The sequence below is a fragment of the Thalassotalea fusca genome (assembly GCF_053485835.1).
Genome location: NZ_JBQRUN010000003.1, coordinates 212,437 through 228,097 on the forward strand (window position 1 = coordinate 212,437; position 15,661 = coordinate 228,097).

Annotated in this window: 13 protein-coding genes; 8 read left to right on the forward strand and 5 right to left on the reverse strand. The window is 42.6% G+C overall.

All coding sequences use genetic code 11. From position 1 onward, the window contains the following. Positions 1–120 precede the first annotated feature (120 nt). The 8 genes from ACSLUK_RS05310 (at position 121) to ACSLUK_RS05345 (ending at position 9,167) form a co-directional block, all read left to right on the forward strand. On the forward strand, positions 121–1,059 hold the full coding sequence (locus tag ACSLUK_RS05310; protein WP_448547488.1) for an ABC transporter ATP-binding protein: 939 nt from the start codon (positions 121–123) through the stop codon (positions 1,057–1,059). Next, the gene (locus ACSLUK_RS05315) at positions 1,049–3,994 is read left to right on the forward strand and encodes a Gldg family protein (protein WP_448547489.1); all 2,946 of its coding nucleotides are present in this window, start codon (positions 1,049–1,051) and stop codon (positions 3,992–3,994) included. The genes ACSLUK_RS05310 and ACSLUK_RS05315 overlap by 11 nt, the downstream gene beginning before the upstream one ends. A 10-nt stretch (positions 3,995–4,004) precedes the next feature. Next, on the forward strand, positions 4,005–4,991 hold the full coding sequence (locus tag ACSLUK_RS05320) for a DUF4340 domain-containing protein (protein WP_448547490.1): 987 nt from the start codon (positions 4,005–4,007) through the stop codon (positions 4,989–4,991). Positions 4,992–5,154: 163 nt separating this feature from the next. Continuing rightward, the gene (locus tag ACSLUK_RS05325) at positions 5,155–5,439 is read left to right on the forward strand and encodes a hypothetical protein (RefSeq protein ID WP_448547491.1); all 285 of its coding nucleotides are present in this window, start codon (positions 5,155–5,157) and stop codon (positions 5,437–5,439) included. A gap of 9 nt (positions 5,440–5,448) precedes the next feature. Beyond that, positions 5,449–6,315, forward strand: a complete 867-nt coding sequence (locus ACSLUK_RS05330) for an RNA polymerase factor sigma-32 (RefSeq protein WP_448547492.1) — start codon at positions 5,449–5,451, stop codon at positions 6,313–6,315. A 255-nt stretch (positions 6,316–6,570) separates the two neighbouring features. Beyond that, positions 6,571–7,053, forward strand: a complete 483-nt coding sequence (locus tag ACSLUK_RS05335; RefSeq protein ID WP_448547493.1) for an Hsp20 family protein — start codon at positions 6,571–6,573, stop codon at positions 7,051–7,053. Between the two features lie 81 nt (positions 7,054–7,134). Next, positions 7,135–8,502 (forward strand): DegQ family serine endoprotease, encoded by a 1,368-nt coding sequence (locus ACSLUK_RS05340; protein WP_448547494.1) that lies wholly within the window; start codon positions 7,135–7,137, stop codon positions 8,500–8,502. 182 nt (positions 8,503–8,684) lie between these two features. Further along, complete coding sequence (locus ACSLUK_RS05345; protein WP_448547495.1) at positions 8,685–9,167, forward strand: YbaK/EbsC family protein; 483 nt, start codon at positions 8,685–8,687, stop codon at positions 9,165–9,167. A gap of 17 nt (positions 9,168–9,184) precedes the next feature. On the opposite strand, the gene ACSLUK_RS05350 is transcribed toward ACSLUK_RS05345, so the two are convergent. From ACSLUK_RS05350 to ACSLUK_RS05370, 5 genes are all read right to left on the reverse strand, one after another. After that, complete coding sequence (locus ACSLUK_RS05350) at positions 9,185–10,477, reverse strand: ATP-binding protein (RefSeq protein WP_448547496.1); 1,293 nt, start codon at positions 10,475–10,477, stop codon at positions 9,185–9,187. Then, positions 10,467–11,168, reverse strand: a complete 702-nt coding sequence (locus ACSLUK_RS05355; RefSeq protein ID WP_448547497.1) for a response regulator transcription factor — start codon at positions 11,166–11,168, stop codon at positions 10,467–10,469. The genes ACSLUK_RS05350 and ACSLUK_RS05355 overlap by 11 nt, the downstream gene beginning before the upstream one ends. A 38-nt stretch (positions 11,169–11,206) precedes the next feature. Further along, a complete protein-coding gene (locus ACSLUK_RS05360) occupies positions 11,207–12,337 on the reverse strand; it encodes a DJ-1/PfpI family protein (RefSeq protein ID WP_448547498.1) in 1,131 nt (376 codons plus the stop codon). Positions 12,338–12,458: 121 nt separating this feature from the next. Beyond that, entirely contained in the window at positions 12,459–14,954 is a 2,496-nt protein-coding gene (locus tag ACSLUK_RS05365; RefSeq protein WP_448547499.1) for an ABC transporter permease, read from the reverse strand. Beyond that, complete coding sequence (locus ACSLUK_RS05370; RefSeq protein WP_448547500.1) at positions 14,948–15,646, reverse strand: ABC transporter ATP-binding protein; 699 nt, start codon at positions 15,644–15,646, stop codon at positions 14,948–14,950. The genes ACSLUK_RS05365 and ACSLUK_RS05370 overlap by 7 nt, the downstream gene beginning before the upstream one ends. Between the last annotated feature and the right edge of the window lie 15 nt (positions 15,647–15,661).

Consider the following 15,661-nt stretch of genomic DNA (forward strand, 5'->3'; position numbering starts at 1 on the left):
TGGAGATATTTAGCAATGTATTATTTGAATAGCATTACTCACCCGGCTGCCACTCGAATGCCGTTAAATAAGCAAAACAACAAAATTACAACAAAAACTCAATAAATCGCGGGGGCTACCATGCTTGCAGTTAATGGTTTAACTCGCCGCTATGGCTCTTTTGTCGCTGTAGATAACGCGAGTTTTACAATAAAAAAAGGCGAAATTATTGGTTTACTTGGCCATAACGGCGCAGGTAAAACCACAATAATGAAAATGATCACAGGATACCTTGAAGCTGACAGCGGCACTGTGTCGCTCGATGGTATTTCCTTAAACGACGATCCTAAAGCACTTCAACAACATTTAGGTTATTTACCTGAGAACCTGCCCGTTTATCCTGAAATGACAGTGGCTGAATATTTAGACTTTTCAGCCGATTTAAAAGGATTAACAGGTAAGAAAAAAGAAAATGAAATAAAACGCGCAATCAAGGCAACGGATATTAGTGCAAAAGTGCTCGCACCTATTCATACGTTGTCTCGCGGCTACAAGCAGCGTGTTGGTGTTGCACAGGCTATTTTAGGCAAGCCTAAACTATTAATTTTAGACGAGCCAACCAATGGTTTAGACCCAGAGCAAACCCTACAAATGCGTCTGCTTATAAAGGAAATCGCTCAAGACGCTACCGTCATTCTATCAACACATATTATGCAAGAAGTGAATGCGATTTGTGACCGTGTGCTGATGCTAAAAGCAGGTAAGCTGGTCATTGATGAAAAACTCGAAACCTTGAAAAACAGTACTCGTATCGTAGTAGAAACCGACTGCCAAGACGCTTCACTCATAGAAAAAATATCAGGCGTTACAGAGGTTATAGCCGAAAATAACAATCTTTGGCTGGTTACCATTTCTAAGCAAGCGTTTCGTCAGTCTATTAGCGCTGATATTACTAAAATACTGGTTAGTAACAATGCCAATGTATTTGGTATTTATCCCGAAAAGCGTGATTTGGAAACCTTATTCAACCAGTTAAATAGTCAACTAGATACAGAAAAGGAGGTGGAAAATGCAGCTTAATCAATCAGCCAGCGTCAACACCTTTAGAATTGCGCAAAAAGAAATCGCGCTGTTCTTTTCATCACCTGTTGCCTATCTATTTTTAGGGGCGTTCGTTGCGGTGACTTTGTTCATCTTCTTTTGGGGTGAAGCTTTCTTCTCACGAAATATTGCAGATGTTCGCCCAATGTTCGAATGGATGCCAATATTACTTGTATTTCTGTGCTCTACACTCACTATGCGATTATGGAGTGAGGAACGACGTAGTGGCACGATAGAATTTGTTCACACACTTTCTGTACCGCTATGGCACTTTGTACTCGGAAAATTTGTCGGCTGCCTTGCTTTACTTTGTATTGCGTTGGCGGTTACTTTACCGCTGCCAATTACGGTAAGTATCTTGGGCGATTTAGACTGGGGACCCGTAATTTCAGGCTATCTGGCCGTACTACTACTCGGAGCGGCCTATTTGAGTATTGGCTTAGCGGTATCAGCTAAGAGTGATAATCAAATCGTCAGCCTCATTACCGCCTGTGCGATTTGCGGGTTGTTTTATTTTATCGGCGCGCCAGCCATTACCGATTTTTTTGGTCACCAAACTGCAGAATTCCTTCGACAACTTGGTACAGGCGCACGATTTGAAGATATCACCCGTGGAGTAATCGATGTTAGAGATTTATACTACTACTTGTCGCTCGTCTTAGTATTTCTGGCACTTAACACCTTTTTCCTAGAGCAAGAACGCTGGGTAACCAATCGTGGCAACAACCATCACAAGCACTGGCGCATGTTGGTTGGCTTATTCGCGGCTAACGCCCTCGTGGCAAATTTATGGCTAGGTCAACTTCCGCAGTTGCGTTGGGATACCACTGAAGGCCAACAATATTCAATTTCAGACGCAACGAAAAATTACTTGAATCAATTGCAAGAACCTATGTTGATCAGAGGCTACTTTAGTCAGAAAACCCACCCTCTGCTGGCACCTCTGGTACCTCAGGTAAAAGACTTACTAGAAGAGTACGCCATTGCGGGTAACGGTAAGGTACGCGTCGAGTTTATCGATCCACAACAATCACCTGAGTTGGAAAAAGAAGCCAATAATCAATTTGGTATCAAACCATTACCATTTCAGGTCGCTGACCGTTATCAGTCCTCCATTGTCAGCTCGTACTTTAATGTGTTAGTTCAATACGGTGATGAACACCAGATACTTGGCTTCCGTGACTTAATTGAAGTATCAGCACGTGCTGAGTCTGACGTAGATGTCATGTTGCGCAATCCGGAGCACGACATAACGCGTGCCATTAAAACCGTGTTACAACACTACCAAACCGCGGGTAATTTGTTTGATACTGTCAAACAGCCACTCACTTTCAAAGGCTATTTATCTCAGGACGAGAAACTTCCGGAACAGCTTTCAGCGTTCAAGAAAGTGGTTACTGAAGCACTTAAAAAAGTGCAAGGCAAAGCCAATGGTAAATTAACTGTTGAAATCATTGATCCTGATGACAACGATGGCCAAGTGGCTAAGAAAATTGCAGAAGATTACGGCTTCCAGCCAATGTCTGCCAATTTATTTTCTGATCAAAGGTTTTACTTCTACCTTACGTTGGCAAGTAGCGAGCAAATCGTTCAAATTCCGCTTGATGATATGACCAAAGGCACATTTGAACGCAACCTAGACGCAGCGATAAAACGCTTTGCAACTGGATTCACAAAAAATCTCGCATTAGTGATGCCAGCCAGCACCCCATATGGCTATGGCATGCCAAGTGCGCAGTTTACACAGTTAGAACGAATGTTAGGCGCGGAACTCAACGTTAAACGTGAAGATTTAACTGATGGCTTGGTTTCCGGTGAAACAGATATTTTGATGCTTGTATCACCCAAATCGCTTACTGAGGCAGAGCTGTTTGCTGTTGACCAATTTCTGATGAAAGGCGGCACGGTTATCGCTGCTACATCACCTTACAGCGTAAACTTGTCGAACCAAAGTCTATCAATGTCTCCAGTTGATAGTGGCTTGCAAGATTGGCTCACGCATCACGGTTTAACCGTTGAAGATGCATTGGTCATGGATCCAAACAATTCTGCATTTCCAATTCCAGTAACTCGAAATGTGGGCGGCTTCCAGATCCGCGAAATGCGCATGTTAAATTACCCTTATTTTATTGACGTAAGAACTGGCTTAAATAAAGAGCATCTTGTAACTGCCGAGTTACCACAGCTTACCATGAACTGGGCATCACCTATCTCTGTTAGTGATAGACATCAGGATATTCAATTCACACCGCTTTTGAAAAGTTCTGATCAGGCATGGTTATCTAAATCGCTTGATGTCATGCCTCGAGTAGATAAGCTTGGTGAAACTAGCTACTTGTCAGAGGGCGAAACAGGTGAACAAATACTCGGTGTTATCGCTCAAGGTCGGTTTACTTCATATTTCAATAGTAAACCAGAATCTTTAGTGGCTAGTGTTGAAAAAAATGTTGCAGATGACACTGGTACTGAAAAAGCGAACGATTCAGGCGTTGCTACAAATGCAGAATCCACAACAGATGAAGCGAATGAAGCCGATAAAGCACCTGAATTCGATATTACTAGCGTGGTAACTCGCTCCACCGACAGTGCCCGTATTATCTTGTTTAGCTCGAATGATTTCTTGAATGATCAGATATTACAGCTCACTGGCGGTGTAACTCAGGATCAGTATTTGAATTCGATTCAGCTAATGATGAATGCTATTGACTGGTCACTTGAAGACAGCGCATTAATGAGTATTCGCTCTCGTGGTAATTTCAACCGCACACTACCGCCAATGGAACACAGTGACCAGCTATTCTGGGAATACACTAATTATGTGTTAGCCCTGTTCACATTAGCGGCAATTACTTTCTGGGCGAATCAACGTCGCAAACGAAAACAACGTCAATTCATGACATGGCTGGCAAATTAGGAGGAGCAAAATGAATAAAGTAATGACGTGGTTATCTGGTTTACTCATTTTACAGTTCACTATTGCTGGTCTGTTATTCATACCCAATGTTAATCAGGGTGATACTCGCCCTGAGCAGTCACTTATTGCCAGCGATATGGTTGATGTTTCTGAAATTACCATCAGTACCGCAGACGAATCGTTGACGCTAATAAAAGACGATGACTGGCGCGTAAAAGACCATATTGCATTACCGCTAGCAAGCGACAGGCTCTCAGCAGTCACAACTACCTTGGCAAATGCTCAACTAACGTGGCCTGTTACGACAACATCGTCCAGTCACGAACGATTCAAAGTGGCAGAGGATAGTTACGAAAAGAAAGTCAGTTTTAAGCTAGAAAATGGCGAGCAAGAAACTATTTATCTTGGCACGTCACCACGATTTAAACAGCTTTATGTGCGTAAAGCTAACAGCGACGACGTGTTTAGCATTGAGTTTAGCAGTTATCAGCTTGCAACTGATTTGGATTCTTGGTTTGACAAGTCACTGCTTGCAGTTAATGACGAGATCAAAGAGATTAGCCAAGCGAATATTGGCGTGACCAAACAAGATGACACATGGCAACTGCTCACACCTGCCAAACTACCCGAAGGCAAATTGCTTAACAGCGACAAAATAAGTCAACTCGTTAAGCGTTTTGAGAACATTAGGGTGAACAAGCGTGTTGAATTCACCCCTGAGCAGGTCGAAAATGTCATTGTAAAAACACGATCTGATCAACTGTTTACTTTTGCCTTTGCCGAACATGAAACGCAATATCTGGTAAACCGCAGCGATATTGATTACTGGTTCAGTTTGCCAAAGGCTACATATGAAGAGTTAGCGTCACTGTCACCAGAAACAGTTTACACAGACGCACCAGCTGATTCTGATAAAACAGAACAAACGGTGTCAAAAAAGTCGTCAAGCGAGGGAACTAATGACAGTAGCAATACGTCAAATACAAGCGAAGAATAGGTGAAAAATAGACCATTTTTTGTCGATATGGGGGTTGGAATTTATTTTCCAATCCCTATATAAATAACTGAATTGGTCAAATATTAATTTCAATTGCTATATATGTGGTCGTGGCATTAGCACGACACTTTGATTTTGTTTTATGTTGCTTTAACGAGGATATATGATGATTTCAATACACAAACCTGTACGCTATTTATTAACAACACTCATTATACTTTCCTGCGCATTGATGACCTCAGCAATGAGTATCAGCAACCAAGCTAATTCGTTGCCTCATCATGTTAAGCAAGAGAGCAAGGCGGTTTCTAAGACCGACATTCCAAGAGCGAAATCAAGGTTTGAACAGGACTTAAGAAACTCAATTAATGCGCTTATGCCGGGACACCCGGCATTCGACCAAAGAGCCATTCAACGCCTTGCTATGTCAACAAAGAAAGACGATTAAGGAGTGGTTATGACTGTTAAACTTTTGATTCCTGGCCACTACGCATGTGGAAGCTTTGACGCCTATTTGCAGTTCGTCAATAGCATCCCTATGCTGGACGAAAACGAAGAAAAAGAGCTGTTTTCACGTTATCAGGAGCATGACGACTTAAGTGCAGCACAAAAAATCATTCTTTCACATTTGCGTTTTGTTGCCCATACTGCCCGGCACTTTAGAGGCTATGGATTACCCATAGAAGATTTAGTGCAAGAAGGGACAATTGGCTTAATGAAGTCAGTGAAAAAGTTCGATTTAAGCGTAGGAGTTCGTTTAGCGAGCTTTGCTGTGCACTACATCAAGTCTGAAATACAAGAATACGTGATTCGCAACTGGCGCTTAGTTAAAGCGACAACGACAAAAGCGAAGCGTAAATTATTCTTCAACCTGAGGCGCTTGAAAAAACACAGTGACTGGCTGTCGTTATCTGACAAACAACACATTGCAGATGAGCTATCGGTAAGCGTTGAAGATGTGGATGATATGGAATCGCAATTATATCAGGCGGATCACTTCATCTATTCACAGTGCGAAGACGCCGACAAAGAATTTTGTCACCCTAACGAAACCAAATTGCTAGAAGACAAATCGCAATCATACTGTGACGTGTTGGTGCAAAGTGATTTCACCGAGAAAGCCATGGTAAGAATACACGCTATTATTCGCGAAATGGATGAACGTACACGTGATATTTTGACCCAGCGCTGGCTTAATCCCGAAAAAACACCACACAAGGTACTATCTGAAAAATATGGTGTGTCACAAGAGCGTATACGTCAAATCGAACAACGCGGTATTGCCACGTTAAAACAGCAGCTCGTAGAGTTTCAGCTCTCGTAAAGGCAATGCCTACAATACGATATTTGCCATCGTGAAGATCTCTAGGTGAAACATATTAAGGAGGTGATGTTTAAACAATAAACGTTTTCAATCTTGAACAAATTTTTATTGTAAAGGAGGTTGGAAAAAAGTAATTAATCCCTAATTAAATTAGTGAAACGGTGTCGTTGAGCACCACAGTTTAATTACTTGGTGTTAGAGCCGTTCAAACGAAGATTGTTTTTATTATGTATTGCTTCTTATGGAGGATATATTATGAACTCATTTGACCTAAGCCCACTATATCGTAACAGCATAGGCTTTGATGGATTAGGCAGGCTACTCGATAGCGCCTTAAATCCAGAGGCTGTTACTCCAGGTTATCCACCCTACAATATTGAGGTGGTAGACGATAACCGCTATAGCATCACGCTAGCCGTTGCTGGTTTCGATCTATCAGAGCTCGATATTACCGTGGATAAAGACCAGCTCATTGTTAGTGGTAAAAAAGCCAAAGAAGAGAAACGCAAGTATCTTCATCAAGGCATTGCCAACAGAGCATTTGAGCGCAAATTCAACCTCGCTGATCACGTTGAAGTAACTGGAGCGGAACTTAAGGATGGTATGTTGTCTATTGGACTTGTGAAAGAAGTACCCGAAGCGATGAAACCAAAAACCATCGCAATCAATAACAATTCCAATGTGCTTGAACACGACGCATCATCTGACGTTTCAGACAAACGCGAAAAAGCGGCATAAAGAACTGGGCTGCGGACATCCGCAGCCCTAATTAATCAACCTATTCACAATGGCATAATCTTTAAACCTAGGGAGTTTATTATGAAAGCTTTACGCCACTGTTTTGCTGTACTCTTACTGGCCCTCTGTGCCTCTCAAGGAGTACAAGCTACACTCCCTGCAGTCGATGCACAGGGCAAACCATTTCCTTCATTAGCGCCCATGCTCAAGCAGGTAAATCCCGCAGTTGTTAATATTGCGACATATTCCGAACAAAGAAATAACTACAATCCTTTGCTCAATGATCCGTTTTTTAGACGATTTTTTAATTTGCCTGCACCAAAACAATACGACACATTACCCAAACGCAGACAGCAAAGTGCCGGTTCTGGTGTCATTGTTGACGCTGAAGATGGCATAGTGATGACGAATTATCACGTAATCAAGCAAGCTGATGACATTCGCGTTTCATTGGTTGACGGTAGAAGCTATCAAGCAAAAATTATCGGCTCTGATCCCGATCTCGACATCGCCATATTAGAAATTGACGCCGACGAATTAACCGAAGTAAAACTGTCTGATTCCAACCAAGTTGAAGTAGGTGATTTCGTTGTCGCCATAGGAAATCCTTTTGGCTTAGGACAAACCGTTACCACTGGCGTAGTGAGTGCTTTGGGCAGAAGCGGGTTAGGTATTGAGGGATACGAAAACTTTATTCAAACAGATGCCTCTATCAACCCGGGTAACTCAGGTGGTGCGTTAGTTAACCTTGCTGGTGAATTAGTGGGTATTAACACCGCAATAATCGCCCCCGCAGGCGGCAACGTCGGTATTGGTTTCGCTATACCTTCCAATATGGCTAAATCCAGCATGGAACAAATACTCACGCACGGCGAAGTAAAACGCGGGCAAATCGGTGTTGGGATACAAGATATTACACCTGATCTTAGAGACGCATTCGACCTTGAAAATGGTATGGTAGGCGTGTTAGTTACTAATGTCGTTGAAGACTCACCAGCAGACAAAGCTGGCATTAAGTCAGGCGACATCATCACGCAAGTGAATGGTCAGGCAACAAGGTCAACCGGACAACTTCGCAGTGTTATTGGCACACATGCTATTGGCCAAAAGGTCAAAGTCACCCTATACCGCGACAACAAATATAAGACCTTAACCGTGAAAATTGGCAAGCCACAAGAATCTGAAGCGAGTGCAGACAAGCTCCATCATTTACTCGATGGTGCCCATTTTGAAAATGCACCAGATGGCGAGGGAGTTACTGTTACTAGTTTGCGCCCTAACTCAAATGCCGCATACAGTGGCTTGCGCGTTGGTGACCTCATTGTGGGTGCAAATAAACAGCGAATTTATGACATAGAGTCATTTAACAAGGCACTATCTCGCAGCAAGTCGTCTGTATTATTACAAATTAACCGCAGAGGCGGTTCACTGTTTATCGTCATTAGATAAACATATTCCCCAATTGTTGAGCCAATGATTATCATTGGCTCAACGCTTCAATTGTCCTGTTCATCGTTATTATCATCAAACAAAATTTGCTTACAATTTACTATGAGCAAAAATTAGCAATACCTGTTTCAATTACTGCGCTTGCTAAAGCCAAATGCAATCTACAAGAAGGAACCTTAACAATGTCTAATGATCTAAAAACCTCATCACAAAAAGTCCAAGCGTTTCTCAATCAACATGGACAGGAATTTAATGTGCAGCAAATGCCAGACTCAACTCGCACTGCTGTAGATGCAGCCAACGCTATTGGCTGCACCGTTGATCAAATAGCAAAGTCATTAATATTTAAGAATCAAGCGTCAGGGGAAGCCGTACTTATCGTCGCTTCAGGTACCAATATGGTGTGCATGGATAAGGTTAAAGCGTCTACTGGCATCACATTAGAAAAAGCCGATGCGGCATTTGTCCGCGATAAAGTAGGTTATGCGATTGGTGGCGTACCACCTGTTGCTCACAATGAACAAGTCACTACCCTATTAGATGCAGAGCTACAGCAACACGACACCATTTGGGCAGCAGCTGGCACACCTAATTCAGTATTTAAACTTGCTCCACAAGACTTAAACCTGTTAACCAACGGCAAGTGGATCATGCTGGCCAAGTAGGTACATTTATCTATCGATTAGAATTTTACAGATATGGCAGTGCCCTGTTCACTTTTTACAGTTAACTGCCATCCTTGGTGTTCACAAAGGCGCTTTACTATCGATAAGCCAAAACCATATCCCGTGCTTTGACTGCCTTTCACTGCAGGTTCGGTTATTTTCGACGAAATTTCTGGCTCAATGCCGTCTCCAGTATCAGCAATAGTTAATTGCCCTGATTGAAAGCTTGCCGTTACTTTGCCTTGTTCTGTGTACTGAAAGGCATTACTGAGCAAGTTATCGAGCAAAATTTTAAGCATGCCCGGTTGCACTTCTGCCACCGCAGCACAATTATCCTCCACAACAACATCAACGTCTTTTCCTTGTAACAATCGGCTATTATCAATGATTGATTGTTCGATCATCGGCATAATTGGCGTGGCAATTTTTTCTGCACTAGTGTGTTCTTCTCGTGCTAAAGCAAGCAATGTCGTCACGGTTTGTTCCATTTGCACGCTTGCTTGTTCAATGCGATTAAAGATGCTGTCATAAGCACTTTTCTCTTGCCCAGAAGCAGGAGTGCTTCGATAGACTTCCACGGCATTCTTAACGATCGCAACAGGCGTACGCAATTCATGACTCACATCGCGGGTGAAGCATTTTTCCCGCGCCAATGCCTGCTTAATGCGCCCCATTGCATCTTCTAATGTTTGAGCGAGAATACCAATCTCATTACGAGGAAATTGATGTGCAAAAGTATCAGGAATGTTCTCTGGTGCTGCACCATCAACGAGTTCAGCTAATTGCTTTAACGGCTTTGCGGTTTGGCGCCCTAAAAGCCACGCTATAAAAAATGCCACAACAATGAGTACAGCGCCTAAAACCAGCAGCATCTTAAAAATGCCCCCTTTTAGCGGGCGCACAATTAACATTTCACTGACTTCAGCAACCAAGAATACTGATTCCTCGATAGGAAATTTATACAAGTGATAATGGCGTTGATCATCACCATAAAACTCAGGCCGATTGGGTTCTGCAATGTGTTGCTCTTTAAGGTCTGAGGGCAACTCATCTACTGAAAAGTACAATGACATTGATTGATTTCTGGATGTTGGCCATTTGCCCGTCAGTTCATATTGGGAATGCAAATACTGCGCTTCGTTGTACACATCGCGATTAATGAAATTATCTTCAAGGTTATATAACAGTAAAAAACTAAATCCAGTGTAAATCGCCGCCATCACTATAGTGAAAATACAAAATCGCGTGACAATTCTAGTACTGAGTCGATGAAATTTAGCTCCACTGGTCGACTTGATATTACTTGTCATCTTCTACCTCTAAGACAAAGCCTACACCGTGCACAGTGCGCAGCATTGGATAACCAAAAGGTTTATCCAATGCGTTTCTGAGTTGATAGATATGTGAGCGCATCGCATCAGATTCTGTAGGATTGTCGCCCCAAAGCTTTTGAATCAATTGAGAGCGGCTCACCACTTGCGGATAAGATTCAACTAACACGTTCAAAATACGATATCCCATCGCATGTAAGTCTAATACTTGCCCTTCTCTGGTCGCTCGCTGTTTTTTACGATCAAACACTAGCGTACCTATGGTTACTTCATCTGTGCTTTGCAATAAATGACGCCTCGATAAGGCTAAGCAACGTACTTCTAATTCTTCTAATGAGAATGGCTTGGTCAAATAATCATCCGCGCCAACGGTAAATCCTGTCACTTTATCTTCTATGCTATCGCGCGCTGTCAGCATCAAGATAGGAATATGACGATCGGATTGCGCACGTAATTTCTCGCACACCGCTAGACCATCCATCACCGGAAGATTGAGATCGAGAATTAGCAGATCATAGTAATTATCTAATGCCAGTGATAATCCCTGCTGTCCTTGAGAAGCAAAGTCAAGCACATGGCCTTTACCTTCCATGTAATCTGCAATGTTTTGCGCAATATTCATATGATCTTCAATCAATAATATTTGCAACGCGTTGTTACTTTGCTTCATCAGTGTGTTTCTCGTATCCAAGCTGAAAAGAACTCTTCTTAAAGTGTTTTTAACATGTCTTGCGCCGCTTTGAAATCAGGATGACGTTCAAGGATTTGATTTAACGTTTGTTTTGCGTCTTTTACTTGCCCAAGTTTTTGCTGGGTTTTTGCTATTTGCAAATCTAGTGATTTATTTTTCAACGACTGTTGCGCGACTTTCATCAACGATAGCGCCTGTGCTTTTTGCTCATCGTCTTGGGCAACCATCACGAAGTAATAGCCATACATGCTAGCCAATGGCAATTGATATTGCTCAGCATTGTTTAAAAATTTAGTCAGCGCCGTTGTATCACCCGCCAGAAACTCAGCCACAACACTCAAGGTAGTATCTTCGCTATCCAACGATTGCACAACAGGGTTAATTCCCAAGTTTTTGACTAACGCATTGGCGACGCCTACTGTTGACGTTGGGTTTTGCCCGGTAATTAATCGACCATCTACCGCAACGTGGTTAAGCATAATGGGACTAGCCTGAAATTTTGCACCGCGTTCTATAAGTTTATCTTCTAACATGAAGTCAAAATGCTTGACCCATTTTTTACCGAATAATTTTTCTTCTACATTGGTGAAACTGTTAACTGCTTTGCCATCTACTAAGTAGCTACCATCATTAAGTTTTACATCAACTAAGGCAGCAGGGCCATGACACACTGCCGCTACACTACCGTGTTGTTGATAGATATCGGCAACCACCTGTTGCAATGCCTTGTCTTTAGGTAAGTCAAACATCGCCCCTTTACCACCCACAATGAAAATTCCATTGTATGTGTTGGCGTCGACATCGGTTGTTTTTAGCGTGTTAGCCAACTTATACATGATGGCTTTGTCTGCCAGCACCTTAGCGTTGTGAGGTTTGTCAGCGTTAAATTCGTCCGACTCAACTTTACCGCCTTTTGGGCTAGCCACATCCACAGCGATGCCATTGTTTTGAAATATCAAATAGGCTTTAGCAAATTCTTCAAATTCATAACCAGGCGCCACTTCACCTTGTGCTTCACCATTGCTACTCACCACCATGAGCACTTTTTTGCTCAACGCTGTAGCGCCAGCGTGTACTGAAGTAAACACCACCAGTGCTAGCGTGATGACTAAACTTGATAGTTGTTTCATTAGTTTAATTGAGTTCATTTTCACATCCTTTCTTATTGAGATGGTTTAATACCAATCCGTATAATCGACTGGTATTAGCATGACAGGCGTATTGTGAAATAAACGTGAAAACCCAAATCCGTTCACAATACGCACATTTTTAGGTTTCTGCCATTAGCTGGCGTACCGATGACTTTAACGATTGCTTGCTAGCGAGAACGCCCAATGTGGTGATTGACACAATAACCAACATAAAAACACCGATAAGCCAGATAAAGTCAGGTTGATATACCAATGAAAATTGCGATTGGTAAATAAGTAGGCCTGCGAAATAGGTACCCAAAATTGCGCCACCTGCAGTGATAATCGCAGTAGTTAACCATTCGATTAAATTGAGCTTTAAACATACCTTATGTGATAAGCCAAAACTTAACACTACGCTGTTCTTTTTATTGTCTTGTTGTTCAAACGCTTTCACAGATGCCAACAAAACGATTATGGCAAGCAACGTGATCATGGTAGAAAAACCACTAATGACACTCGTAATCATAGAAAGAGTACGATCAAATCGTTCGGTCATTTCTTTGATAGACATCATACGTAGTGTCGGAAATTGTTGCCAAAGCTGAGACAACGCAGGCCAATCTTGTTCGTTTATTTCCAATGTCGCCATAGTAAATTGGCGCGCATCAATCTGTGCCAATGCACTTGTTGGCATTTGTATCCAGAAGGTAATTGAACCACCACCAGATTTAAATGCGTGGCTCGCAGTTATTTCAAACGCATGCAGTTGATTGTTGATGTGGAAAGTTAAGGTGTCTCCCAAGTTCAACCCAAGATCTGTCAATACTTCATCTTCAACAGATATTTGCTGCCAATTGCTTTCGTTGGGCTGCCACCATGTACCAGAAACGATGCGGTTGTTTTCGGGTAGTTGGTCATTCCAGTGTAAGCGTATTTGTTTTGACAGGGTTGCTAAACTATCACTGGGTTTTTCAGCAAATTCGTCCACGGGCACGTCGTTAATGGAAACAAGCTTGGCATGTAGATAAGATTTTTGCTGTCGTATAGAAGCATTATGCTTAGTAACCCAATCTTCAACCGCTGCAAATTGTGTTGCTGTTGCTTGAGAAACGACTAGATTTCCGTCGTTTTGACGTTGATAGTTTTCCATGGTGGCGCCGATATCTTTCATCAGCATTAAGGTAAATAGCAATAGGAATGTACTCAAGCCAATACCAAGAATTTGCGTACTTTTGCTTACGATACGTTGGCGCATCATAAACAGCACAAACGGTAATAAGCCTGACCATCCTTGCGTTAGTTTTTCTCCTACCACCAAAGACAACCAACACAATACGAGGATAAAGCCAATGGTTATCGCAATTGCCGAGACCATCATGAAAGTCAATAAGCCATTATCTGTATATTGCAGTGCAACGAGAAACAGAATCGCGAGATTAAACACATGAAACAACATTTGCTTGCCACGCAGTGAATACCCCGCAAACAACTTCGCCACAGAGACTTGTCTTAGGCTCAACCAAACAGGCGCATGAAATAAGACAAAAATTAATGATATGCTCGCTAGTGTTGTCGCTATGGTTTTGCCATGCCATTGCCAGCTTAAATCAGTAAAGGTTTCGCCCAGCCATTGAATAATGAGCCAGTGGCCAAATAGCGCAATGGCCAAAGCAACAGGTATCAGCAATACGTAGTTCATTAACCACTTAAAGAGTGACAACTGGATGCCGGCATTTTTACTCGCCCCAAAGCTCATACAAATAGCAGAGAAGTACTGATCTTTCTTTTGATGAACTTGCGACAACTGCTTCATCGCAATAGCTGCCATGAAGAATAAAATTATCGACGATAAGCCCAACACATTCTCTGTACGTTGCCAAAATAATGCTAATGGGTGATTACCCTGCTTATGCATTAGCGTCGCCGCCGGAAGTTGTTGCTTTTGCCAGTCAATCAATTGAGAAATTTGGGTGTTTGACGCCGCTATCAAATAACGAAATTGCGTTAGTTCTTCCGCAATTTTCAATCGTTCCATATCTCGAATATTGAGCATACCCCGCATGTCCACAGTGTGCCCTTCCATTATGCGATCGGGCTCATGAACTAACACGCGTGAAATAGTGAACATTTGGTTTGCCACTTGGATGGTGTCACCAAGTTGCAACGATAAACTAGCGAGCAAGCGCGCATCTAGCCATATACTCCCCTGACTTGGTCCGCCGAGAGTTGCATTGCCTTCCGCGTGTTGAGACTCTGCTGTTAGTAGTTCCCCTTGTAGTGGATAGTCTTGATCTACCGCTTTAAGTTTGGCAGATTGCCATTTATCATTGGCGGTTAATGTGGCCGTAAATTGTTGCGTCACAACAACATCGTCTGCTCTTTGCAGTATTTCAGTTATTAGCGCTCGCTCAACTGCGCGTTGCGTCACTAATACCGCATCGGCCCCCAACAAATTTTGTAGATTGTCACGCAAGTAGTGTTGAATTGAAGTACTGGATAGGCTTAGCGTCATAATAAACACCAATAATACGCCTTGAGTCCACCTTAATAATCGTTGATGCGGAAGATTAAAATCTTCCTTAAGAAACTGCCAGGTCAACGCTAATTTAGTCGTCATCGTGCCATCTAACATATTGCCTCCCGCGCCGTAGTAATGCCAGCGCTCTTATGCTCGGCTATCAATTCGCGGTCATTTAACGCGTACACATGCTCAGCACGACTGGCTAACGAATCACTGTGCGTTACCATAATCAGACCTGCATCGTTTTCCTGACAGCAAGCAAATAACAGATCCGCAATTTCGTTGGCATTTTTTTGATCGAGATTACCCGTAGGCTCATCGGCAAAAATGAACTTAGGACTGAAGACTAATGCGCGCGCAATAGCGACACGTTGTTGCTCACCACCACTGAGTTGACTGGGTTTATGATTAGCTCTATGTGATAAATGCACTTTGTCCAGCCACAATTTTGCTTTTTCCAGCGCCTGCTTATCTCCTCTAAGCTTTAATGGTAAAGCGACATTATGTAGTGCCGTTAGCTCAGGTAATAAGTGAAATTGCTGAAAAATAAACCCTGTGTATGGCTTCAATGCCTCTATCGACTGTCGACGGCCTTGTTCAACATACCAAACATGTCCTGATGACCCTTGCTCTAACCCTGCCATCAACATAAGCAAGCTGGACTTGCCAACACCAGAGGGTCCTGTAATGGCATACGTTTGCCCCTGATTAATGGACAAATTAATATTGTTGAACAAAGTTACAGGCTGCTCACTCGTTTCAAATGACTGGCTAAGGTTGTCGAGCGCAATATAGTTGTGCATATCGTGATTCCATTT